The sequence below is a fragment of the Kocuria sp. HMSC066H03 genome, assembly GCF_001812045.1.
GTDB lineage: Bacteria > Actinomycetota > Actinomycetes > Actinomycetales > Micrococcaceae > Kocuria > Kocuria rhizophila.
This window is the reverse complement of the sequence record NZ_KV807506.1, coordinates 930,670-953,196: the sequence shown is the minus strand read 5'-3', so window position 1 is coordinate 953,196 and position 22,527 is coordinate 930,670. Positions and strand designations below refer to the sequence as shown.

Here is a 22,527-nt window from a genome sequence, read left to right as displayed (position 1 = left end):
GTGTTCGTAGACCACCTCTCGCTGCTGGACTACCGGACCTACGCCGGTCTGGACCTCGCACTGACCCCGGGACTCACGGTGTTCGCCGGTCCCAACGGCGTGGGCAAGACCAACATCGTGGAGGCGGTCGACTGGGCCGCGTCCCTCGCCTCCCACCGTGTCTCCGGCAACGGGCCCCTGATCGCCACGGGCTCGGAGCGTGCGATCATCCGGCTGCGGGTGAACCGCGGTGGGCAGCGCACGGTGCTGGAGTACGAGCTCAATGCGGCTCGGGCCAACCGCGTGCGGATCAACCGCGCCGCACCCGTGCGCGCCCGGGAGGCGCTCGGGACACTGCACACCGTGCTGTTCTCCCCCGAGGACCTCACCCTGGTGAAGGGTGATCCGTCCCACCGGCGGCGGTTCCTGGACGACCTCGCCACGGCCATGCGGCCCGTGCTCTCCGCGGCCCGTTCGGACTACGACCGTGCGCTGAAGCAGCGCAACGCCCTGCTCAAGTCCACTCGCCGTTCCCGGGCCTTCTCGGACTCGGACCGGGCGACGCTCGCGGTGTGGAACGACCAGCTGGCACGGGCCGGCGCGGCTCTGATGGCCGCGAGGCTCCAGCTCCTCGAGGCCCTGGAGCCCGAGGTGGACCGTGCCTACCAGCAGCTAACGGAGGGCCCCAAGCACGTCAGGCTCGAGTACGAGAGCTCCTCCGTGGCCCCGGGTGCGGACCAGCACGCCCTCGCCCACTTCACCGTGGCGGACCTCCACGGGCTCATGATGGACGCCTTCGAACGCGTGGCGCGCCAGGAGCGCGAGCGCGGCATCACCCTGGTGGGTCCGCACCGGGACGATCTGCTGATCCGTCTGGGAGACACACCCGCCAAGGGCTACGCGTCCCACGGGGAGACCTGGTCCATCTCCCTCTCGCTGCGCCTGGGCTCCTGGTACGTGCACGTGGCCGACGACCCGTCCCCGGGTGCCGCTCCGGTGCTGATCCTGGACGACGTGTTCGCGGAGCTGGACGCCCGCCGCCGGAGTCGGCTGGCGGAGCTCGTGCGGCAGGCGGAACAGGTGCTCGTCACGGCCGCCGTGGACGAGGACCTTCCCGCGGCTCTGCTCGAGAGCTCCCACACGGTCGTGGACGTGGAGCCGGGCGTGGTCCGGGAACGCGGCGCGGCGGCGTCGTCCGCCGGAGAGGGTCAACGCGAGGGCGCCGGAGATGAGTGACACGGTGCACCGGGACGTGGTGGACGCCGCGGCCGTGGCCCTGCAGCGGGCGCGGAAGGCGGCGCAGGACCGCGGGGACAAGCCGCTGTCCGCCGCGGCCGCGGCCAAGAACATGCGGGCGTTCGGAACCGCCATGGAGGAGGGGACCGGTTCCCCGGCGCTGCGCAGCAGGAACCGCTACGGGACGGACCCCCGGCAGCTGGGGGGATTCTCCGGCCCGGGACGCTCGGCGCGGGACCCCCGGCCGCTGTCCTCGGTGGTGGACACGCTCATGACCCACCGCGGGTGGAAGACCCCCGTGAACGTGAGCAGCGTGCTCGCGGACTGGGCCTCCCTGGTGGGCCCGCGCAACGCCGAGCACACGTGGCCCGAGCACTTCGAGGACACGGTGGTGCGCGTGCGCTGCGACTCCACGGCGTACGCCACCCAGCTGCGGCTGATCCAGTCCGAGATCCTGCGCAGCTTCGCCGAGAAGCTCGGCGAGGGCATCGTCACCAGGTTGGAGATCCACGGCCCGGTGGGGCCCAGCTGGAAGCGGGGACGCTGGGCGGTGCAGGGTCGAGGCCCCCGGGACACGTACGGGTAGGCGGATCCGCCCAAAACCCGCCAGAATCCCGCGAGCCGCTCCGGGCCCCGGAAATGACGTCACCCATCACGGCGGGGTTCCGGGGCGTCTGGCGGCCGTTGAGGGCTTGATCCGCGGGAACATCCGCTAGAATGAGAAGTCACAGATCTCTTCGTCCCGCCAGCCGATGAGCCGCGAACCGTCTCATCGGCTGTACTCATGTGGGCCGGGCGACGATCGCCAACGATTACGCAGGAGGACCGGAAACCCCGTGGCTACAGAGGACTCCCCACAGCACGAGTACGGCGCGAGCGACATCACCGTCCTGGAAGGTCTCGAGGCGGTCAGGAAGCGCCCGGGGATGTACATCGGCTCCACCGGGCCCCGGGGTCTGCACCACCTGGTCTACGAGGTGGTCGACAACTCCGTGGACGAGGCCCTGGCCGGATACTGCGACCACATCGAGGTCACGCTGCAGGCGGACGGCGGCGTGCGCGTGTCCGACAACGGCCGCGGCATCCCCGTGGACATGCACCCCACCGAGGGCAGGCCCACCGTGGAGGTCGTGATGACCATCCTGCACGCGGGCGGCAAGTTCGGCGGCGGCGGGTACGCCGTCTCCGGTGGTCTGCACGGCGTGGGCATCTCCGTGGTCAACGCCCTGTCCTCGCGGGTGGACACCGAGGTCCGCCGCCAGGGGCACGTGTGGCGCATGAGCTTCGCCAACGGCGGCCGCCCGCAGGGTGAGCTGGTCAAGGGCGAGGCCACGGAGGAGACGGGCACCACCCAGGTCTTCTACCCGGACGCCGAGATCTTCGAGACCGTGGACTTCGACTTCGAGACCCTGCGTGCGCGCTTCCAGCAGATGGCGTTCCTGAACAAGGGCCTGCGGATCTCCCTCACGGACGAGCGCGCCACGGACGAGACCGGCGAGGAGATCGCCGGGGACACTGTCGCGGACGCCACCGGCCCCCTCGAGGGACAGGACGGCGGCACGGCCGGCGCGGACGACGACGCCGCGGCGGCCGGCGCGCGCCAGGTGGTCTACTGCTACGAGGACGGCCTGCTGGACTACGTGACGTTCCTGAACTCCTCCAAGAAGGCGGAGCTGATCCACCAGGACGTGATCTCCCTGGAGGTGGACGACCAGGACAAGAAGATGTCCCTGGAACTGGCCATGCAGTGGACCACGGCGTTCAACGAGTCCGTGCACACGTACGCCAACACGATCAACACGCACGAGGGCGGCACCCACGAGGAGGGCTTCCGCACCGCACTGACCACGCTGATCAACCGCTACGCCCGTGAGAACAAGCTGCTGCGGGACAAGGACGACAACCTCACGGGCGAGGACGTCCGCGAGGGTCTCACCGCGGTGATCTCCATCAAGCTCTCTGAGCCGCAGTTCGAGGGCCAGACCAAGACCAAGCTGGGCAACTCCGAGGCCAAGACCTTCGTGCAGCGTGAGATGTTCGAGCTCTTCGGCGCATGGCTGGAGCGCAACCCGAACCCGGCCAAGGACATCGTCCGCAAGGCCATCTACGCCTCCCAGGCCCGCCTGGCCGCCCGGAAGGCGCGCGAGACCACGCGCCGCAAGGGTCTGCTGGAGTCCGGCGGGATGCCCGGAAAGCTCAAGGACTGCTCGTCCAAGGACCCCACGCTCTCGGAGATCTACATCGTGGAGGGCGACTCCGCGGGTGGTTCCGCGGTGCAGGGCCGCGACCCCGCGCACCAGGCGATCCTCCCGCTGCGCGGCAAGATCCTCAACGTGGAGCGCGCCCGGCTGGACCGTGCACTGTCCAACGCCGAGGTGCAGTCCATGATCACCGCGTTCGGCGCGGGCATCGGGGACGACTTCGACATCGAGAAGGCCCGGTACCACAAGATCGTGCTGATGGCGGACGCGGACGTGGACGGCCAGCACATCACCACGCTGCTGCTCACGCTGCTGTTCCGCTTCATGCGCCCGCTCATCGAGCACGGCTACGTGTACCTCGCGCAGCCGCCGCTGTACCGCATCAAGTGGTCCAACGCGCCGCACGACTACGTGTTCTCGGACGCGGAGCGCGACGCCGCCCTGGCCAAGGGTCTCGCGGAGAACCGCCGCCTGCCCAAGGACAACGGCATCCAGCGCTACAAGGGTCTGGGCGAGATGGACTACACCGAGCTGTGGGAGACCACCATGGACCCGGAGCACCGCACGCTGCTGCAGGTCACCATGGACGACGCCGCCGCGGCGGACCAGGTCTTCTCGGTGCTGATGGGCGAGGACGTGGAGTCCCGTCGGGAGTTCATCCAGCAGAACGCCAAGGACATTCGGTTCCTCGACATCTAGGCATGTCAACCGCCGGATATTCCCCTGCCGGCATGAACAGTGGACCGTGAGAGACCAGCAGAAACGGACAGCAACGCATGAGTGACGAGACGCAGGCCGGCCCCGGCCCCGTGGATCCGGAGAACACCCCCGAGGCGGTCGAGGGAGTCGTGGTGGACGACCTCGAGGTGACCTCGGACCGCGTGGAGCAGATCGACCTGCAGACGGAGATGCAGCGCTCCTACCTGGACTACGCCATGGCCGTGATCGTGGGCCGTGCGCTGCCGGACGTGCGGGACGGTCTCAAGCCCGTGCACCGCCGCGTGCTCTACACCATGTACGACGGCGGCTACCGCCCGGAGCGCTCGTTCAACAAGTGCGCGCGCGTTGTCGGCGACGTGATGGGCAACTACCACCCGCACGGCGACTCCGCGATCTACGACGCCCTGGTGCGACTGATCCAGAACTGGACCATGCGCTACCCGCTCGCGCTGGGACAGGGCAACTTCGGCTCCCCGGGCAACGACGGCGCCGCGGCACCCCGGTACACCGAGACCAAGATGGCGCCGCTGGCCATGGAGATGGTCCGGGACATCCACGAGGACACCGTGGACTTCCAGGACAACTACGACGGCAAGCAGCAGGAGCCCACGGTGCTGCCGTCCCGGTTCCCGAACCTGCTGGTCAACGGCTCCGCGGGCATCGCGGTGGGCATGGCCACGAACATCCCGCCGCACAACCTGCGCGAGGTCGCGGACGGCGTCCAGTGGTACCTGCAGAACCCGGACGTGGACCGCGAGACCCTGCTGGAGGAGCTCATCAAGCGGGTCAAGGGCCCGGACTTCCCCTCCGGCGCCCAGATCCTGGGGCACAAGGGGATCGAGCAGGCCTACCGCACGGGCCGCGGCTCCATCACGCAGCGCGCCGTGGTCAGCGTGGAGGAGATCCACAACCGCACGTGCCTGGTGGTCACCGAGCTGCCCTACCAGGTCAACCCGGACAACCTGGCCATCAAGATCGCGGACCTGGTCAAGGACGGCAAGGTCCAGGGCATCGCGGACATGCGCGACGAGACCTCCGGGCGCACCGGTCAGCGCCTGGTCATCGTGCTCAAGCGCGACGCCGTTCCCAAGGTGGTGCTCAACAACCTCTACAAGCACACGCAGCTGCAGGAGAACTTCTCCGCGAACATGCTCGCTCTCGTGGACGGCGTGCCGCGCACCCTGTCGCTGGACGCGTTCGTGCACCACTGGGTGACGCACCAGATGGAAGTCATCGTGCGGCGCACCAGGTACCGCCTCAAGCAGGCGCAGGAGGAGGCGCACATCCTGCTGGGCCTGCTCAAGGCCCTGGACGCCCTGGACGAGGTCATCGCCCTGATCCGCCGCTCCCCCACGGTGGAGGAGGCCCGCAGCGGACTCATGGAGCTGCTCGGGATCGACGAGGCGCAGGCCCAGGCGATCCTCAACATGCAGCTGCGGCGCCTGGCCGCCCTGGAGCGCCAGAAGATCCAGGACCGGCACGCGGAGCTGCAGCGGCTGATCGCCGAGTACGAGGAGATCATCGCGTCCGAGGCACGCCAGCGCGAGATCATCTCGGAGGAGCTCGCGGAGATCGTGGAGCGCTACGGGGACGACCGCCGCACCGAGGTGCTGTACGGCTTCGACGGGGACGTCTCCATGGAGGATCTCATCCCGCAGCAGCAGGTGGTGGTCACCATCACCCGTGACGGCTACGTCAAGCGCACCCGCGCGGACGAGTACCGCGCACAGCACCGCGGCGGCCGCGGCATCAAGGGCGCCCAGCTGCGCGGGGACGACGTCGTGGAGCACTTCTTCGTGACGAACACCCACCACTGGATCCTGTTCTTCACCACCCTGGGCCGGGTCTACCGCGTCAAGGCCTACGAGTTCGTGGAGGCCGGGCGGGACGCCAAGGGCCAGCACGTGGCCAACCTCATGGAGTTCCAGCCCGAGGAGCGGATCGCCAAGGTCATGGAGCTGCGCTCGTACCAGGACGCGCCGTACCTGGTGCTGGCCACCCGCAACGGCCTGGTCAAGAAGTCCCGCCTCACGGACTACGACACCAACCGCTCCGCCGGCGTGATCGCGATCAACCTTCGCGATGACGACGAGCTGGTCTCGGCCATGCTCGTGGACACGGACGACGACGTCATGCTGATCTCGCGCCACGGCCAGTCCCTGCGCTTCCGCGCCGACGACGACGCCCTGCGCCCCATGGGTCGCGCCACCTCGGGTGTCACGGGCATGAAGTTCCGCTCGGGTGACGAGCTGCTCTCCGCCAACGTGGTCCACGACGACTCCCACGTGTTCGTGGTGACCGAGGGCGGCTACGCCAAGCGCACCTCCGTCCAGGAGTACCGCGTGCAGGGCCGAGGTGGGCTGGGCATCAAGGTGGCCAAGCTCGCCGAGGTCCGCGGCGGCCTCGTGGGTGGTCTGATCGTGGGCGAGAACGACGAGGTGCTCGTGGTCATGGAGAGCGGGAAGGTGGTCCGTTCCACCGTGAGTGAGGTGCCGGCCCGCGGCCGCGACACCATGGGCGTGATCTTCGCCAAGCCGGGCCCCGAGGACACCATCGTGGGTGTGGCCCGCAACGCGGAGCGCGAGATCGAGAAGGAAGTGGCCGAGGAAGACGCGGCGCACGGCACCGGGCCGGGCGGCGTCGTCGGTGAGGGACGGGACACCGGATCCGGTGACGTCGTCCCGGAGGGCACCGGGGACGGCCAGGCTGACTCCGACGGCCAGAACGATGCAGTAGCGTTGGAGGACAACGACAACGGAGGTGACGCATGAGCGCGAGCTCGGCCTCGAAAGCGGGCAAGCCCGCGACGACTTCTTCCCCCAAGAAGTCCAAGCCCCAGCAGAACGGAAAGACTTCCGGCAAGGGGCTCGTGCGACCCGCCCCCCGGGCCAAGGTGCGCCGCGCCCGCCTGGTGGTCTCCAAGGTGGACACGTGGTCCGTCCTGAAGCTGGCGTTCCTGCTGTCCGTGGCCCTGGGGATCATCACCGTGGTCGCGTCCCTCGTGCTGTGGCTCGTGCTGGATCTGACCGGTCTCTTCCAGGGCATCAACGAGCTGCTCTCCATGCTCGGTGGCAGTGCGGAGGGAGCGGACATCAAGAAGTTCCTGTCGCTCGGCAACACGGCGCTGTTCTCCACCCTGATCTCCGTGGTCAACGTGATCCTGCTGTCTGCGCTCTCCGTGCTGGGAGCGATCCTGTACAACATCGCGGCGTCGCTGATCGGCGGCATCGGCGTGACCCTCACCGACGACTGATCCCCGGCCCGCACAGATTTGGTGCGGGGACCAACCTCCGGTAAAGTCTTGGCGTGGCCAGCCAGAGAATGCTCTGTTCCGGCCACGCTGAGGGCGTATAGCTCAGACGGTTAGAGCGCTTCGCTGATAACGAAGAGGTCCCAGGTTCAATTCCTGGTACGCCCACCCATCGAATTCCCACCCACCGCGAGTTCTGCTCGACCGGAGGATCCCCGTGAAGTCACGCATTGCGGCACTGGTTGCCCTGACCGGACTGACGGTGGCCGCTGTGAAGTCCTGGCGCGATGCCGAGGCCAAGCGGGACGCGTGGAATTCGGCAGTGGATCCCGTGGACTGAGAACCGCGGGCACGGCGTTCCTCCCGGCGGAGGAGCGCCGCAACTGAATACGGGGCCTTAGCTCAGTTGGTAGAGCGCTGCCTTTGCAAGGCAGATGTCAGGAGTTCGAATCTCCTAGGCTCCACACCCGAACCCCGGACGCCTCTGCAATGAGGTGTCCGGGGTTCTTCTCGTTCCCCAGCAGGTGAGCGGGGGGCCGCGCAGGGCCGCTGGCACCGACCGAGGGGCATGCACGGGGCCGCCGGCGCCGGGCACCGGGTGCCTCAGACCCGCCGGTTCCCGGGGGCGCCTCCTGCGCGGCACGGGCGGCCCGCCGTGGAACGCGACTGTCACCGAGGAGCGCGGGGCCGTGACAGACTGGTCCCCACCTGTGACGTGCCCCATATCGAAGTGCGGAGTCTCCCCATGCGCGACAAGACCCCCCTGCAGCCCCTGGCCTCGGTCGATCCCCACGAGCCGCTCGAGCGGATAGAGCGGTGGAAGCTGATCGGCCCCGGACTGGTGGTCGCCGCCACGGGCGTGGGGGCCGCGGACATGGTGGCCACCCTCACCGCCGGTTCCCGGTACGGCTACACCCTGCTGTGGGCGGTCGTGGCCGGCACCATCATGAAGATCGTGCTCGTGGAGGGAGCGGGGCGCTACTCCCTGGCCAGTGGCCGCACCATCTTCGAGGGCTGGCGGTCCCTGGGTCGCTGGACCTCCTGGTACTTCGGCCCGTACATCATCATCTGGGGCTTCGTGTACGGAGCCACCGCCATGTCCTCGTCCGCGCTGCCCCTGGCGGCCCTGTTCCCGTTCCTGCCGCTGTGGGCGTGGGCCATGATCATGGGCGTGCTGGGGTTCGGGATCGTGTGGCTCGGACGGTACGCGGTCATCGAGAAGATCACCGCGGCCATGGTGGGCATCATGTTCGTGGTCATGGTGGGCCTGGCCGTCATCACGGTGCCGGACATCCCCGAGATGATCACCGGGCTGATCCCCGTGATCCCCCAGGGCGGCGTGGTGTACACGCTGGCGCTGGCCGGTGGGGTGGGCGGCACCATCACCCTGGCCGCGTACGGCTACTGGCTGCGGGAGAAGGGCTGGCACCAGCCCCGGTGGATGCGCGTCATGCAGCTCGACAACGTGGTGGCCTACACCATGACCGGCATCTTCGTGCTGGCCATGCTCGTGGTGGGTGCCGAGGTGCTCTACTCGGCGGGCTACGCGATCAGTGCCGGGGACAAGGGGCTGCTGGACCTCGACAAGGTGCTGCGCGAGCGCTACGGGGACGTGATCGGCGTGACGTTCCTCGTGGGATTCTGGGCCGCCTCGTTCTCCTCCGTGGTGGGCGTGTGGTCCGGTGTGTCCCTCATGTTCGCGGACTACTGGGGCAACGTCCGGAACAGGCCCAGTGGGCACCCGGACACGAGGACCGGCGGCAAGTACTTCAAGTTCTACCTGCTGTGGCTCACCTTCCCGCCCATGCTCCTGCTGCTGCTGGACAAGCCGGTGTTCCTGATCCTGCTCTACGGCGTGCTGGGCGCCCTGTTCATGCCGTTCCTGGCCGTCACCCTGCTGGGGCTGCTCAACACGTCCCGCACCCCCAAGAAGTGGCGCAACGGCATGTTCACCAACGCCGTGCTGGTGGTGTGCGCGGTGCTGTTCATCATTCTGGGCGTCTACCAGACCTACGACACCGTGGCCGGGATCTTCTCCTGACCCGGCCCTGACAACGACGACGCCGCGCCCCTCGAACGAGGAGCGCGGCGTCGTGCTGTGGTCGCGGGATCCCCGGCGGGGATCCTGCGCAACCTCAGTGCTTGGTGTTGCCCGGGTTGTGCTTGGAGGCGTTGTCCGCGGAACCCAGCTTGGTGTCATCGGTCTTGGAGCCCTTGATCTGCTCCTTGACCTCGTTGACGGTCTGCTTGGCGTCCTCGGCCACCGACTTCACGCCGTCCGTGGCGCGGTGGGCCGCCTGCGTGGCGGTGCCCCCCTGGTGTGCGCTGGACGTGGGGTCCTTGACGTCGTCCACCTTCACACCGGTGCCGGCGGCCACGGTGGAGTTGGTGTTGACGGGGGACGCGGACACGCGCGGCGACGCGGTGGCCGGGGTCTTCCAGGGATCCTGCACCGGACGGGAGGCGCGCCATGCGGCAACGCCTGCCACGCCACCGGCCACGAGCAGACCGAGGACCAGCAGGCCCTTGTGGCCGCCCTGGGCCTTCTTCTGCTGCTTGGCGTACTCCTTGGCGGAGTTCTTGGCGGCCTTCTGGATGCGCTTGACCGTCTTCTTGTCGCCCGTCAGCTTGGTGACGAGTGCGTCGAACTGGTCCGAGGTGTCCGCGTCCGCGACCTTGGCGGCCAGCGCGGCCACGGCGCCCGAGTACTTCTCCTGGGCGGCGGCACGACCGGTGGCGGTCTTCTTGGCGGCCTTGGCGGCGAGGGGAGCGGCAGCCGCGACACCCGCGGCCTTGGCCTTCTCGCTGCGCTTGCGGGCGTCCTCGCCGAAGCTCTGGGCCTTGCCCAGACCGTCCTGGACGTACGGGCTCGTGGCCTCGACGCCGCTCGCGAGGGCGGTGGCGCCGGCCTCCACACCGTGCTGCAGCTTCTCGCCGAGCTCAGCGATCTCGGTGGACAGCCAGTCCCCCGCGTGGACGACCTTGTGCCCGGCCGCCTTGCTGGTGGCCTCGGCCTGCTTCTGAGCCTTGCTCTTGAACACGCTCATGATGTCTCCCTCCTACAGTGGCGATGATGTGAATCTCCACTTCCCAGCATACGTTCTGTGAGCTGGGAGACTCCCGGGGATCGGGCTGCCCGGGGGCCTTTTCACTGTGCGCTGAACACCTTTCGGCCGTCCTGACGGCTTCGTGACACCCGTGCCAGAATGACAGCCATGACTTCCGCTACTGCCACGCACAAGGCCACCATCCACACCAACCACGGGGACATCGTGGTGGAGCTCTTCGGCAACCACGCCCCCAAGACGGTCAAGAACTTCGTGGGTCTCTCGGACGGCACCCAGGAGTGGGCCGATCCCCGCACGGGTGAGAAGCAGTCCGGCCCGCTGTACAAGGACGTCGTGTTCCACCGGATCATCAAGGACTTCATGATCCAGGGCGGGGACCCGCTGGGCCAGGGCATCGGCGGCCCGGGCTACAACTTCGACGACGAGATCCACCCCGAGCTGAACTTCAACGCCCCGTACATGCTGGCCATGGCGAACGCCGGCACCCGCAACGGACGCGGCACCAACGGCTCGCAGTTCTTCATCACCACCGCCCCCACCACCTGGCTGCAGGGCAAGCACACCATCTTCGGCGAGGTGGCGGACGACGACTCCAAGAAGGTCGTGGACGAGCTCAACACCGTCCGCACCGGCGGCCAGGACCGCCCCGTGGAGGACTGCGTGATCACCTCCATCGACGTGGAAGCTCTCTGAGTCCCACTCGAGACCACACAGCGTGGAGCCCACCCGGTCACCGGGTGGGCTCCACGTCTATCCGGGGGCGATGACCCGCCCCACCAGTTGATATGTCGGAGATGACATGAGTGACGACCACGCCGGTGATGAGTTCGACCCGCGACCTGCCCACCCGCACGGGAGCCTGGGCCCCGGGGGAGGACACGGAGCTCCCCCGGGTGGTGTGCCGGCGCCCCGCTACGGCCAGTACCCCCCCGGGCAGCAGCCGCGCGACCCCCGGGAGGGCAACGGCGCCGCTCAGGGCCCGGCACCGCACGGGTACGGGCCGCACGGCCACGGACCGTCCAACGCGGGGCAGCACGACCCTGCCGGGGGCGGCGCGCCCTCCCGCGGGCGTTCCCGGAGGGGGCGCGGACGCAGTGGCTGGCCGGTGACGTGGACGCTCATCGGCATCTGCGCGGGCACGTGGGCGCTGCAGTGGCTCACGCGCCTGTTCACGCCCTACGACCTCTCCACCGTGCTGGGCTACGCCCCCGCCCTCACCGCCTCCCAGCCGTGGCGGATGCTCACGAGCGGTTTCGTGCACGCGATGCCCTCTCCGGTGCACCTGCTGCTGAACATGTACACCCTGTACCTCTTCGGCCGGATGCTGGAGCCGCTGCTGGGAGCGTGGCGGATGGCCGTGCTGTTCCTGCTCTCCGTGCTCGGCGGCTCGGTGGGGGTGCTGCTGCTCGGTGATCCCTGGGTGCTCGTGATCGGTGCCTCCGGCGGCATCTTCGGGCTGTTCGGCGCCATGTTCGTGTTCATGCGGCACTTCGAGAACAGCATCGTGCCCATCACGGTGCTGATCGTGATCAACCTGGCCTTCGGATTCCTGGTGGGAGGGGTGGCGTGGCAGGCCCACCTGGGCGGGCTCGTCACCGGCGCGATCGTGGCGGCGCTCATGCTGCCGCGGCTGCGGCGGAGGATCTGACGACGTGTTCAGCGCTGTTCTCCACAGGGCTTGTCCACACCTGTTAACAACTTACACATCTGTAATTCCACACCTGTGAACAACCCTGTGGATACCGGTTTTCCGGGTTTCGTGGCTTCCAATCCACACATGTGCCGGGAGATATTCACACTTTTCTCCACACCTGTGGAAAACGTCCGTGCACCGGGTGGGGAGAAGGCGCCGGTGACCTCCCGCACACGGGTCCCCCGACGCGAATAATTTCCTCTCTGCGCGCGTTGTCCGTGTGTGCGCCGCGACGAATGTGTGCCGTCCGCCGCCGCCCGCTCATCCCGTACCCGCCGTCGCGTGCGAAGAGCCGCCCCGAGAGGCACGGCAGCCCCCGTGCCGCCCCTCGCTCCCGGATCCTCGAAAGGCCGCGTGGTCATGACCCAGCTGACTCCTGCTCGCCGCCGACTCGCCCTGCTCGCCCTGGCGCTGGGCGGCTTCGGCATCGGCTGCACCGAATTCGCCTCCATGGGCCTGCTCCCGCAGATCGCCCAGGACCTCATGCCGCAGCTCTACGGGCAGTCGCCGGAGACGGGGATCGCCCGGGCGGGCTGGATGGTGAGCGCCTACGCGGCCGGCGTCGTCGTGGGGGCCCCGGTGATCTCCTTCCTGGCGGCGAAGTCGTCGCGCACGGTCATGCTCCTGGTGATGGCTGCGGCGCTGCTCGCGGGCAGCCTGGCCTCCGCGCTGGCACCCTCGTTCGAGTCCCTGGTCGTGCTGCGCTTCCTGGCGGGCGTGCCTCACGGTGCCTACTTCGGGCTCGCGTCCCTGGTGGCCGCCACCGTCATGGGCCCCGGCAACCAGGCCAAGGGTGTGGCCCTCGCGCTGTCCGGTCTCACGGTGGCGAACGTGGTGGGCGTACCCGTCATGACGGCCGTCGGCCAGGCGTGGGGATGGCGGATGGCGTACGGCGCGGTGGCCCTGGTCTTCGCCGCGACCGTCATCGGCCTGTGGTTCACGGTTCCCCGCCAGGAGCCCGTGGTCGGGGCCAGCCGGCGGGGTGAGCTCAAGGCCTTCGCCCTGCCCCAGGTGTGGATCGTGATGGGCGTGGCCGCGGTGGGCTTCGGCGGGTTCTTCGCGATCTACACGTACCTGACCCAGATGGGCCGTGAGCTCGCGGGGCTGTCCGCCGGCGCGATCCCGTGGCTGCTCGCGGTGGTGGGCGTGGGCATGACGATCGGCAACGCCCTCGGCGGCATCAGCGCCGACCGCAGCGCCCGGCGCACCATGGCGGTGGGCTTCCCGGCACTGGCCCTGGCACTTCTGCTCATGGGGATCCTCGGCGGCTCCCCGGTGGGAATCTTCGTGGCCGGTTTCGTGATGGCGCTGGTCAACTCGTTCATCATGCCCAGCATCCAGAGCTGGCTCATCACGGCCGCGGGCTCCGCCCAGCTGATGGGCGCGTCCCTGAACCACGCCGCGTTCAACGTGGCCAACTCGATCGGGGCCCTGCTGGGCGGCGTCGTGATCTCCGCCGGATTCGGCTACCGCTCACCCGCCGTGGTGGCGTGCGCACTGTCCGTCGTGGGCGGGCTGCTCGCGCTCGCGGGCGTCCAGCGGCAGAAGGCGGACCGACGACGCCGCCTGGCGGCCGGGCACCCCGTCACCGCCTCCCAGACGGCGGTCTGAGCAGGGCCCGGATCACTCGATCAGGAACCGTCCCGCCCACAGGAACAGACCCGCGTCCAGCAGCATGAGCAGGGACGCCAGTCCCAGCAGGGCGGTGACGACCACCGTGATCCTGGGCGCGACGGCTGCCCACGCGCGCCGCATGACCGTGGAGAACCGCTCCTGCCGGCCCAGCAGGGTCAGCAGGACCAGGGCGGTCAGGGCGATCTGGCTCAGCAGGGCCCACGCCACCCATCCGATGACCACCCGCGGCAGGGGCTGGGAAGCGGCGACCGCCACGTGGATGTCGAACGGGATGTCGAGCACCACGATCCCCACGAACACCAGTGACGTGGCGTACAGGGCCCACGGGCTCGCGGCGGGCTTCTCCGGGGTCGGTTCTCCCCGGGCCCGGCGGCGCGAGACGGCCCGCCACAGCGCGTAGCCGCCCACCACCACGGCGAGACCGACCTCGACCCACGCGGCGGTGCCGCCGTGGCGCACCAGGGCCCACCAGTCCACGCTCTGCAGGCGAGGGCCCGCGAGAAGCGTGAGGGCCACGCCCCACGCGGCGGTCCCTCCCAGCAGGAGGGCGGACGCGCCCATGATGTGGCGGCGCCGCACCCCCGCCCCGAGGGCTGCGGCCATGATGACCATGGGCGCCGGGTCGAAGCCGCCCAGCGCCGTGGCGAGGACCGTTCCGGTGTATTCCCCCGCGTTCATATCCGGTTCCCGAGGCCGTTCACGCGGGCAGAGGCGCGAACGCCGGGGACGTGCGGCCCAGCCACGCCAGGGAGGAGTCCAGCTGGGCCTCCCACAGGGCGACCCGGTGGGCACCGCTCTGGGAGATGTTCGTCTCCAGGCTTGTGGGGGCGGAGACGGCAGGGGCGAATCCGTGCACGGCGTTCACCGAGACCGTGTCCTCACCGCCGGAGAAGAACCAGAGGCGGACGTCCGGCGTGTCGCGGCGAACCACCGAGGCGAGGTCGTAGGCCGCCGGATCCGCGGTCTTCCACTGCTGTCCAGGGCTGTACATGGGCGCGAAGTAGCCCGCCAGGTTCACGCTGCTGGACCAGATCTGGGGATGGCGCACGGCAAACATGGCCGAGCACCAGCCACCCGCGCTGTAGCCCAGGGTGGACCACGCCGCCCGATCGCTCGAGACCCTCAGGTTCTCGTGGATCCAGGACACCACGTCCTTGCTCACGTACGTCTCCCACCGCCCGTGGTCGCTGTCCACGCACTCGGTGTCGTTGTTGCCCGGGTAGACGTCCGGGATCACCACGATGGCCTCCCGCATGGTGCCGCCCGATACCGCGGAGCGGATGTGGTGGCCGATGTCCATGGCCTTGGTGTAGGTCCGCACGTCCCCGGGGAACCCGGTGAACGCGGTGATCACGGGGTAGGCGCGCTGCGGCTGAGCCATGTAGGAGGGCGGCAGCCAGGCCGTGGCATCCTGTGTGATCCCCGACTCCCGGCCGGGAAGGGTGAAGTGCACCCACTGCCCCGAGGTGCTGGCCGCATCCACCTGCGACCCGAAGAAGGAGCTGCTGGCGGGGTTCGTCTGCGCGGCGGTGAAGGGCTGGTGGGGAAGATCCTTCGCGGGCGTGGTCACGGCGGCCGGGACGGCGCCGACGGTCGCGGTGGTCACCGGCCCCCCGCCGTTGGAGAGCAGGTCACCCCAGCTGGAGTACCACTGGTTGTCCATGTTCATCTTCAGGAAGACACCCACCAGGGTCAGCAGGACCACCAGGACCACGCACACCAGCTGGAGCAGGTACTTCCCCAGCCCGGGCCCACGACGGCGCGGCAGGACCACCACCGTGACCGCGAGCAGGGCCAGCGCCGCTCCCGCGACGACGACGAAGAGGGGCCACCCTGTCAGCTCGAAGAACGCCATGGCACACTGCTCGTTTCCTGTGGACTGTCCGTGGACTCCGTGGGACGACCGGTGGTCTCCCCACGGAGACTGGATCATCGCACGGGGACAGCATAGGTATCCGGAGTGCCGGACGGGCACGGCACGGAACACGGCAGGGTGTTGGCAGAAAACAAGGGGGCTGCTGCCAGGTGCACACCAGCGCACTCCCGGCCGGAGCTCGGCCGGCGAGGAAGCCGCACGGGGACTCCGGACCCGCCTGCCCAGGTACGACGGGCCCCGGGGAAAGTGAGCCCGGGGAAACGCGCCCCGTGGAACGCGCCCCGGGAATCGGGTGACGGGAGCGTGGACGGTCCGGGCGGCGTCGTGAACCCCCGCCGCGAGGACGCGGTTCCGAGGGCGCATAATGGGTCACCATGACGCTTGAACTGATGCAGACCGCGGGAACTCTCGCACCCCAGCTGCTGCCGCTGGGAGACCCGGAACAGCTGCTGCAGCAGCTCGGGCCCTGGGCCCTGGCGGGCATGACCGTGATCGTCTTCATCGAGTCCGGGCTGCTGTTCCCCTTCCTGCCCGGCGACTCCCTGCTGTTCACGGGCGGCCTGCTGCACGAGGCGCTGAACATCCCGCTGTGGCTCATGATCCTGGTGCCGTTCATCGCCGCCGTGGCCGGGGACCAGGTGGGGTACTTCCTGGGGCACCGGTACGGGCGGCGATTCTTCAAGGACGACGCCCGGTTCCTGAAGACCGCGTACCTGCGCCAGACCGAGGACTTCTTCCACAAGTACGGGGGCCGGTCCATCGTGCTCGCGCGCTTCGTGCCGATCGTGCGGACCTTCGTGCCCCTCGTGGCGGGCGCCGCACGCCACCCCTACCGTCAGTTCGTGGGCTGGAACGTGCTGGGCGGCTTCTTGTGGGTCACCATCATGGTGGTCGCCGGATCCCTGCTGGGCGGCATCCCGCTGATCCGCGACCACGTGGACCTGATCGCCATCCTGATCGTGTTCCTCTCGCTGATCCCGGTGGCCGTCCAGATCATCACGAGCATGCGGGGCAGGAGCGTGCAGAGCTGACCCGCGCGGGGCCTACGGCACGATCGTGAACTTCACGTGGCCGTCCCCGCCGCGCTCGGCCGTGCGCAGCACGTCGATGGTCTCCTCGAGCGGGTGCACGGGGCCCAGGCAGTAGTCCACGGTGACCTCGCCGTCCCGGATGCGCCGGACGGCCTCGTGGAAGGACACGAGACCAGGCTCGGACTGGGCGGCCACGGAGCCCTGGAGCCGGACCGACTTGCGGAAGACCTCGTAGACCGGCACGGGTGCGGACTCGAAGCTCTCGTAGAGGCCGAACCAGCCGACGATTCCGCGGTCGGCCACGATCTCCACGGCCTCCGCGCGCAGGGCGTCCGATCCCACGGCCTCGATGACGAGGTCCGCACCCGTGTTGCCGGTGGCCTCGGAGACCACGGTCGTCAGCTCCTCGTGCGGCACGTGCACGGTGCGGGCACCCAGCTGCCGGGCGATCTCGAGCCGCGACTCCTCCTTGTCGGAGACGATCACCTGCTCGAAGCCCCGTCGCAGGGCGTCCTGCAGGAAGAACAGCCCCGCGGAACCCGCTCCCATGACCACACAGGTCCCGGCACGCCGGGGCGGCACCTCGGTGGGCCAGTAGAGGTTCATGGCGTAGATGCAGGTGCCCATCTGCTGGGCCATGAGGTAGCGCCGCATCTCGGTGAGGTCCGTGGGGTCCACCTCCGGGGGCAGCGCCACCGCGTGGTCCTCGTCCAGGAGCATGTACTCGGCGAAGGCGCCGCCGAGCTCCCCGGGTGCGAGGCACAGCACCGCGGTGCCCTCGGGGAACTTCTCCGAGCGGGACTCCGTGACCACGCCCACTCCCTCGTGACCCGGGTAGCCGGGGAGCTCGGGGCCCCGCGGGTGGAGCGTCCCGTGCAGCACGGAGTGCAGGTCGGAGCCGCACACCGACGCCGCGACCATCCTGACCACGAACTCGCCGTCCTGCGTGGCCTCGGGATCGGGCCACTGCTTCACCACGACGGTTCCGGGACTGGGGACGTGGGTGGCGCGCATGGACGCTCCTTCGGATCGGTGCGGGTGTGCTGGTCACTCTGCACGCTACGCCATGGTGAGTTCCGGCTCACACGCGGGGCGTCTCCGGCTGCCGATAGCCTGTGACGGTGAAACTTCCCCGGGCCCTGGCCCCCTTCTCCTCGCGCGCCTACACGGTGCTCGCCCTGGCCATGGGCGTGAGCGTGTTCGGGTCCGGGCTGTGGGCCGTGGCCATGGTGGCCCGGGTCATGGAGCTCGGGGGATCGGCCGTGGACCTGTCCCTGGTCACGGCAGCCGGGGCCGTGGGAATGGTCGTCTTCGTGCTCGTGGGCGGAGTGGCGGCGGACAGGTTCCGACTGACGGTGATCCTGCGGTGCGTGGAGGTCACCAACCTGGTGACGGCCACGACCATCGTGGTCCTCACCTGGACGGACACCCTCGCCCTGTGGCACCTGGGCGTCGCGGCCTTCGTGTTCTCGGGAGCAGTGGGCTTCTTCTACCCGGCCTACTCCGCCGCACTGCCCCGGATCCTGCCGGTCCACCAGCTGCTCGCGGCCAACGGTGTGGAGGGCACGGCCCGTCCCCTGCTGCAGCTCGCGGCCGGCCCCGCCGTGGGCGGCGCCCTCACGGGTCTGGCGCTGCCCGGGGCTTCCGTCCTGGCCATCGCCGCGTGCCACGCCGTGGCGCTGGTGTTCATGATACGGCTGCGTCTCCCGGAGCGGGGCGGCGACGACGCGCAGGGGGCGTCGTCGTCCCAGTCCTCGATGCTGCGCGAGATGCTGGAGGGCTTCCAGTACTGCGTGCGCACACCGTGGCTGCTGTGGACCCTGCTCTGGGCCATGAGTGCGATCTTCCTGTTCATGGGTCCGCTCGAGGTGCTCGTCCCGTTCCTCGTGGTGGACCGGCTGGGGGGCACGGTGGCGGACTACGGCGCCATGCTGGGTCTCTACGGCATCTCCACGGCCGTGGGCTCCAGCGTGATGGCGTCCCTCCAGCTGCCGCGGAAGTACCTCACCACCATGATCTGGCTCTGGGGATTTGGCACACTGCCCTTCGGTCTGGTGGGCATGACCGACTCGTGGTGGGTCATGGCGGGTGCGCTGTGCGTGTTCGGCGCCACAGGTGGGGCGGGTCAGGTCATCTGGGGGACCCTGCTGCAGCGTCGTGTCCCCTCGCACATGCTCGGGCGGATCTCCTCCCTGGACTTCTTCGTGTCCCTGCTGCTCATGCCCATCTCCATGGCCGTGGCGGGCCCGGTCTCGCAGGTGGTCCCACCCGAGGCCATCTTCTGGGGCGTGGCCCTGCTGACCCCCGCCCTCGGTGTGGTGGCGGTCTTCGTGGGTCGGATGCACCGGGACCAGGCGGAGCACCCCCTGCGCTGACGACGACGCCGCCGCGAGCCTCGCAGGGAGGCTTGCGGCGGCGTCGTCATGACTTTCTGACCTGCTTTTATGTGCGGATCAGTATGCCTTCTGGCGCTGCTCCACGACCAGGTGGATCACCGCGAACGTGTGCTCCTCGTCGATGGCCCGGTAGGCGCGCTCCAACGCCCCGGGGATCTCCGACTGCCGTTCCACCCGGACGCCCACGCCGTGGAACGCCGCGGCCATGGCCGCGAAGTCCGGGTTCTTCAGCTGCGTCCCGGACACGTGACCCGGGTACTGGCGTTCCTGGTGGGTGCGGATGGTGCCGTACTCCTGGTTGTCCATCACGATCACGAGCGGGGTGGCGCCGTACTGCGCGGCCGTGGCCAGCTCCTGCCCGTTCATGAGGAACTCGCCGTCGCCGGCGATCGAGATCACCCGGCGGCCCGGGAAGTTCAGCGACGCCGCCACCGCGGAGGGCACCGAGTACCCCATGGACCCGTTGCGCGCGGAGATCATGGACGCGTACCCGTTGGTGGGGAAGTACCGGTGCGCCCAGTTGGTGTGCTCGCCCGCCCCGAAGGTGACCATGGCGTCCTCGGGGAGGGTGCGTGCCAGCTCGGTCATCATGGCGTCCATGGTGGCGGGCCCGTCCTGCTCGGGGCGCGGCTGCGGCGTGGAGAAGTCGATCTGCTGCTGCCGCATGCGGCGGCACCAGTCCCGCCACGTGTCCTTGACCGGCAGGTTCATCCGCACCAGGTCCCGCACGAAGACGTCCGGCTTGGCCACGATCTGGTAGGTGACAGCACCCGAGCGGCCTCGCATGGAGGGATCCATGGTCACGATGAAGTTCTTCTTGGACCAGTCCTGGCGCACCAGGAACCCGTTGGTGATCACGTCACCGGGGACCGTGCCCACGAAGACCAGCAGATCGGTCTCCTCCATGAGGTCGAACGTGGGCTTGGGGCGCCCGTACCCGATGGGGCCCACGTAGGAGGGGGATCCGAAGGGCACTGTGCCCTCGCAGCGCCACTCGGCGGCGGCCGGGATGTGGTGCTCCTCGAGCCACTGAGTGAACCGCTCGGCGCCCTCCGTGCTCCAGTCGTTGCCGCCGAACACGAACAGGGGCTTCATGGACTGCTGCAGCGCGGCCTCGAGGGCCTTCCAGTCGTCCACGGTCATGCCGCCGCCGGCCACGGGGATCTCCGGGTGCAGCGTGGCGTCGATCTCACGGGTGATGACGTCCTCCGGGAGCCCCACCACCACGGGACCGGGCCGTCCTGAACGGGCCGCGAACATGGCCTCGGCCACGTACTCGGAGGCGCGCTCCGCGTGGTCCAGCACCATCACGCGCTTGGCGCCCGAGGCGAACCACTGGTGCGGGTCGAACTCCTGGAAGGCCTCCTTCTCCCGGTGCTCGAACGGGATCAGCCCCACGAACAGCACCATGGGGGTGGAGTCCTGCCACGCGGTGTGCAGGCCCACGTGCGCATTGGCCGCACCGGGGCCGCGGGTCACCATGGCCACCCCGGGGACCTGGTTCATCTTCCCGTCCGCCTCCGCCATGTACGCCGCTCCGCCCTCGTGGCGGCACACCACCGTCTCGATGGAGGAGTCGTGCAGGCCGTCGAGAACGTCCAGGTAGCTCTCCCCGGGGACCACGTACGCGCGCTCCACGCCGTGCGCCGCGAGGGACTCGACGATCACGTGCCCGGCGGACATACGGCCCGGAGCTGCGGTGGCGGTTGGCTGCGTCATGGGAAGGTCTCTTTTCGCCGTCAGGACGGGCGCCGGGACCGGAAGGCCGCAGCGCCCACGAGTGTTCTTCGCAAAATACCCGACGGCAGGAAAGCGCACGGAAATGCGTCCAGCATGCGACACGGACAGGGCCGCGGACGCCGTCCGCCCCGGTCTGCGCAGGTGCAGGCCGGGGCGGACGGTGTGGTGCGGGGGAACAGGTCAGTCGTGCATGTCCTCGAGCTCCACGTTGTTGGTCTCGCGCACCATCTTGATGGTGAACACCAGGGACACCACGGCGAAGAACGCGTAGATCCCGTACGTCAGGCCCAGCGAGTTGTTGGACATGGTGGGGAAGGAGACGGTCACGGCCCAGTTGGCGAGCCACTGCACCGCGCCGGCCACGGCGAGAGCCGCACCGCGGATGTGGTTGGGGAACATCTCGCCGAGCAGCACCCACATGAGCGGGCCCCAGGAGACGCCGAAGAACACCACGAAGAGGTTGGCCGCCACGAGAGCCACCGGGCCCGCCACGGGGCCGAGGACCGGGGTGAGCTGACCGTCCACCATCTCCTTGCCGGCGGTGGCGAAGACGAAGGACATCGCAGCAAGGGTCACGGCCATGCCGCCGGAGCCCACGAGCAGCAGCGGGCGCCGCCCCACCTTGTCCACCAGGAAGATGGCCACGATGGTCACGAGCACGTTGACCACGGAGGTGGCCACGGAGATGGCGAAGGAGTCGGACTCCTTGAACCCCACGGACTCCCACAGCGTGTTGGAGTAGTAGAAGATCACGTTGATGCCCACGAACTGCTGCAGGGCGGCCAGGCCGATGCCCACCCAGACCACGGGCTTGAGCCCGGCCATGGAACCGCGCAGATCGGAGAAGCGCGGCTTGCGCTCGTTGTTCACGGTGGTGCGGATCTTGTCCACGCGCACGTCCACGGCGTCGTCACCGTGGATCCGGGACAGCACGCTGCGCGCCTCGTCCTCGCGGCCGGCAGCCACCAGGAAGCGCGGGGATTCCGGGATCAGGAAGGAGCCGATGCCGTAGAGGAGGGCGGGGACGGCCATGATCAGGAACATCCAGCGCCACGCGGCCAGCCCGAGCCACAGCTCCTGGGAGGCTCCGCCGGCCCAGTTGGCGAGCAGGGCGTCCACGAGCAGGGACAGGAAGATGCCCAGCACGATGCCCATCTGCTGCAGGGACCCCAGCCGCCCGCGCAGGTGGGCGGGGGAGACCTCGGCAATGTAGGCGGGAGCGATCACGGAGGCCACGCCTACGCCCACGCCGCCGATCACGCGCCAGAAGATGAGCCACTCGATGGACTGCGTGAGACCGCAGCCGATCGCGGAGAGTAGGAACAGCAGGGCCGCGACCTTCATGACGGGGATGCGGCCCGTGCGGTCCGCGATGCGGGAGCCGAAGAAGGCACCCACCGCAGCACCCAGCAGGGCGGCGGCCACGGCGAAGCCGAGCGGTCCGGGGCCCACGTCGAAGGTGGACTGGATCGAGGAGACGGCGCCGTTGATCACGGCGGAGTCGTATCCGAAGAGGAGGCCACCGAAGGCGGCCACGGTGGTGATGCGAACCACCGCCGCGGTGTTCGTCTGGTGGTGTTCCGTCGGGTGTGCTTGCGCCGCTTGGCTCATCCCACAGCTCCCTTGCTGTCGTGAATTTCAACGCTCGGTGGATACCGTGCCCCGCCGTCCGCCGTGCACAGCTGGACGCGCGGGACCAGGG

At 69.2% G+C, this 22,527-nt stretch carries 18 protein-coding genes and 2 tRNA genes; 14 read left to right on the top strand and 6 right to left on the bottom strand.

From position 1 onward, the window contains the following. The 9 genes from recF to HMPREF2833_RS07620 all read left to right on the top strand — a co-directional run bounded on the left by recF (window position 1) and on the right by HMPREF2833_RS07620 (window position 9,427). Window positions 1-1,215, top strand: coding sequence for a DNA replication/repair protein RecF (recF, locus tag HMPREF2833_RS07655; RefSeq protein ID WP_070637275.1), 1,215 nt, complete (start codon window positions 1-3; stop codon window positions 1,213-1,215). Next, entirely contained in the window at window positions 1,208-1,801 is a 594-nt protein-coding gene (locus HMPREF2833_RS07650) for a DciA family protein (RefSeq protein WP_059281299.1), read from the top strand. Before recF ends, HMPREF2833_RS07650 begins: the two co-directional genes overlap by 8 nt. Before the next feature lie 250 nt (window positions 1,802-2,051). After that, on the top strand, window positions 2,052-4,115 hold the full coding sequence (gene gyrB / locus HMPREF2833_RS07645) for a DNA topoisomerase (ATP-hydrolyzing) subunit B (RefSeq protein ID WP_039101582.1): 2,064 nt from the start codon (window positions 2,052-2,054) through the stop codon (window positions 4,113-4,115). A gap of 77 nt (window positions 4,116-4,192) precedes the next feature. Continuing rightward, window positions 4,193-6,907 (top strand): DNA gyrase subunit A, encoded by a 2,715-nt coding sequence (gene gyrA / locus HMPREF2833_RS07640; protein ID WP_070637273.1) that lies wholly within the window; start codon window positions 4,193-4,195, stop codon window positions 6,905-6,907. After that, entirely contained in the window at window positions 6,904-7,389 is a 486-nt protein-coding gene (locus HMPREF2833_RS07635; protein WP_019310431.1) for a DUF3566 domain-containing protein, read from the top strand. Before gyrA ends, HMPREF2833_RS07635 begins: the two co-directional genes overlap by 4 nt. A 91-nt stretch (window positions 7,390-7,480) precedes the next feature. Next, window positions 7,481-7,554: transfer RNA gene (locus tag HMPREF2833_RS07630), tRNA-Ile, on the top strand. A gap of 49 nt (window positions 7,555-7,603) precedes the next feature. Beyond that, window positions 7,604-7,726: a hypothetical protein gene (locus HMPREF2833_RS12775; RefSeq protein WP_256388763.1), complete on the top strand. Its 123-nt coding sequence runs from the start codon at window positions 7,604-7,606 to the stop codon at window positions 7,724-7,726. A 51-nt stretch (window positions 7,727-7,777) separates the two neighbouring features. Continuing rightward, a tRNA-Ala gene (locus tag HMPREF2833_RS07625) sits at window positions 7,778-7,850 on the top strand. 281 nt (window positions 7,851-8,131) lie between these two features. Continuing rightward, window positions 8,132-9,427 carry an Nramp family divalent metal transporter gene (locus HMPREF2833_RS07620; protein WP_019310433.1) on the top strand — a complete coding sequence of 432 codons (1,296 nt, stop codon included), beginning with the start codon at window positions 8,132-8,134 and terminating at the stop codon, window positions 9,425-9,427. 94 nt (window positions 9,428-9,521) lie between these two features. Here HMPREF2833_RS07620 and HMPREF2833_RS07615 read toward each other — a convergent pair whose 3' ends face one another. Further along, on the bottom strand, window positions 9,522-10,433 hold the full coding sequence (locus tag HMPREF2833_RS07615; protein WP_039101580.1) for a hypothetical protein: 912 nt from the start codon (window positions 10,431-10,433) through the stop codon (window positions 9,522-9,524). 159 nt (window positions 10,434-10,592) lie between these two features. Between HMPREF2833_RS07615 and HMPREF2833_RS07610 the strand changes: the two genes are divergently transcribed. The 3 genes from HMPREF2833_RS07610 (at window position 10,593) to HMPREF2833_RS07600 (ending at window position 13,758) form a co-directional block, all read left to right on the top strand. Beyond that, window positions 10,593-11,147 carry a peptidylprolyl isomerase gene (locus HMPREF2833_RS07610; protein WP_180956145.1) on the top strand — a complete coding sequence of 185 codons (555 nt, stop codon included), beginning with the start codon at window positions 10,593-10,595 and terminating at the stop codon, window positions 11,145-11,147. 412 nt (window positions 11,148-11,559) lie between these two features. Continuing rightward, on the top strand, window positions 11,560-12,102 hold the full coding sequence (locus HMPREF2833_RS07605) for a rhomboid family intramembrane serine protease (protein ID WP_039101578.1): 543 nt from the start codon (window positions 11,560-11,562) through the stop codon (window positions 12,100-12,102). 405 nt (window positions 12,103-12,507) lie between these two features. Beyond that, window positions 12,508-13,758, top strand: a complete 1,251-nt coding sequence (locus HMPREF2833_RS07600; protein WP_070637271.1) for an MFS transporter — start codon at window positions 12,508-12,510, stop codon at window positions 13,756-13,758. A gap of 12 nt (window positions 13,759-13,770) precedes the next feature. Here the strand turns inward: HMPREF2833_RS07600 and HMPREF2833_RS07595 are convergent, their stop codons facing one another. Continuing rightward, the gene (locus HMPREF2833_RS07595; protein WP_039101577.1) at window positions 13,771-14,460 is read right to left on the bottom strand and encodes a hypothetical protein; all 690 of its coding nucleotides are present in this window, start codon (window positions 14,458-14,460) and stop codon (window positions 13,771-13,773) included. A 19-nt stretch (window positions 14,461-14,479) separates the two neighbouring features. Further along, window positions 14,480-15,637, bottom strand: coding sequence for an alpha/beta hydrolase (locus HMPREF2833_RS07590; protein WP_070637269.1), 1,158 nt, complete (start codon window positions 15,635-15,637; stop codon window positions 14,480-14,482). Between the two features lie 395 nt (window positions 15,638-16,032). Between HMPREF2833_RS07590 and HMPREF2833_RS07585 the strand changes: the two genes are divergently transcribed. After that, entirely contained in the window at window positions 16,033-16,689 is a 657-nt protein-coding gene (locus tag HMPREF2833_RS07585; RefSeq protein WP_019310440.1) for a DedA family protein, read from the top strand. A 12-nt stretch (window positions 16,690-16,701) separates the two neighbouring features. Here the strand turns inward: HMPREF2833_RS07585 and HMPREF2833_RS07580 are convergent, their stop codons facing one another. Next, window positions 16,702-17,703, bottom strand: coding sequence for a zinc-binding dehydrogenase (locus HMPREF2833_RS07580; protein ID WP_070637268.1), 1,002 nt, complete (start codon window positions 17,701-17,703; stop codon window positions 16,702-16,704). A gap of 107 nt (window positions 17,704-17,810) precedes the next feature. Between HMPREF2833_RS07580 and HMPREF2833_RS07575 the strand changes: the two genes are divergently transcribed. After that, window positions 17,811-19,064: an MFS transporter gene (locus tag HMPREF2833_RS07575; protein WP_070637600.1), complete on the top strand. Its 1,254-nt coding sequence runs from the start codon at window positions 17,811-17,813 to the stop codon at window positions 19,062-19,064. A gap of 78 nt (window positions 19,065-19,142) precedes the next feature. On the opposite strand, the gene HMPREF2833_RS07570 is transcribed toward HMPREF2833_RS07575, so the two are convergent. Together HMPREF2833_RS07570 and HMPREF2833_RS07565 are read right to left on the bottom strand one after the other, a co-directional pair. Next, a complete protein-coding gene (locus HMPREF2833_RS07570) occupies window positions 19,143-20,804 on the bottom strand; it encodes a thiamine pyrophosphate-dependent enzyme (protein WP_070637266.1) in 1,662 nt (553 codons plus the stop codon). 201 nt (window positions 20,805-21,005) lie between these two features. Then, window positions 21,006-22,436: a sugar porter family MFS transporter gene (locus HMPREF2833_RS07565; RefSeq protein ID WP_070637264.1), complete on the bottom strand. Its 1,431-nt coding sequence runs from the start codon at window positions 22,434-22,436 to the stop codon at window positions 21,006-21,008. Between the last annotated feature and the right edge of the window lie 91 nt (window positions 22,437-22,527).

Excerpts from the sequence above, each read along its gene's own strand:
- HMPREF2833_RS07650 (WP_059281299.1), top strand. The coding sequence starts at position 1,208 with ATGAGTGACACGGTGCACCGGGACGTGGTGGACGCCGCGGCCGTGGCC.
- gyrA (WP_070637273.1), top strand. The coding sequence starts at position 4,193 with ATGAGTGACGAGACGCAGGCCGGCCCCGGCCCCGTGGATCCGGAGAAC.
- HMPREF2833_RS07635 (WP_019310431.1), top strand. The coding sequence starts at position 6,904 with ATGAGCGCGAGCTCGGCCTCGAAAGCGGGCAAGCCCGCGACGACTTCT.
- HMPREF2833_RS07620 (WP_019310433.1), top strand. The coding sequence starts at position 8,132 with ATGCGCGACAAGACCCCCCTGCAGCCCCTGGCCTCGGTCGATCCCCAC.
- HMPREF2833_RS07615 (WP_039101580.1), bottom strand. The coding sequence starts at position 10,433 with ATGAGCGTGTTCAAGAGCAAGGCTCAGAAGCAGGCCGAGGCCACCAGC.
- HMPREF2833_RS07610 (WP_180956145.1), top strand. The coding sequence starts at position 10,593 with ATGACAGCCATGACTTCCGCTACTGCCACGCACAAGGCCACCATCCAC.
- HMPREF2833_RS07600 (WP_070637271.1), top strand. The coding sequence starts at position 12,508 with ATGACCCAGCTGACTCCTGCTCGCCGCCGACTCGCCCTGCTCGCCCTG.
- HMPREF2833_RS07595 (WP_039101577.1), bottom strand. The coding sequence starts at position 14,460 with ATGAACGCGGGGGAATACACCGGAACGGTCCTCGCCACGGCGCTGGGC.
- HMPREF2833_RS07590 (WP_070637269.1), bottom strand. The coding sequence starts at position 15,637 with ATGGCGTTCTTCGAGCTGACAGGGTGGCCCCTCTTCGTCGTCGTCGCG.
- HMPREF2833_RS07585 (WP_019310440.1), top strand. The coding sequence starts at position 16,033 with ATGACGCTTGAACTGATGCAGACCGCGGGAACTCTCGCACCCCAGCTG.
- HMPREF2833_RS07580 (WP_070637268.1), bottom strand. The coding sequence starts at position 17,703 with ATGCGCGCCACCCACGTCCCCAGTCCCGGAACCGTCGTGGTGAAGCAG.
- HMPREF2833_RS07570 (WP_070637266.1), bottom strand. The coding sequence starts at position 20,804 with ATGACGCAGCCAACCGCCACCGCAGCTCCGGGCCGTATGTCCGCCGGG.
- HMPREF2833_RS07565 (WP_070637264.1), bottom strand. The coding sequence starts at position 22,436 with ATGAGCCAAGCGGCGCAAGCACACCCGACGGAACACCACCAGACGAAC.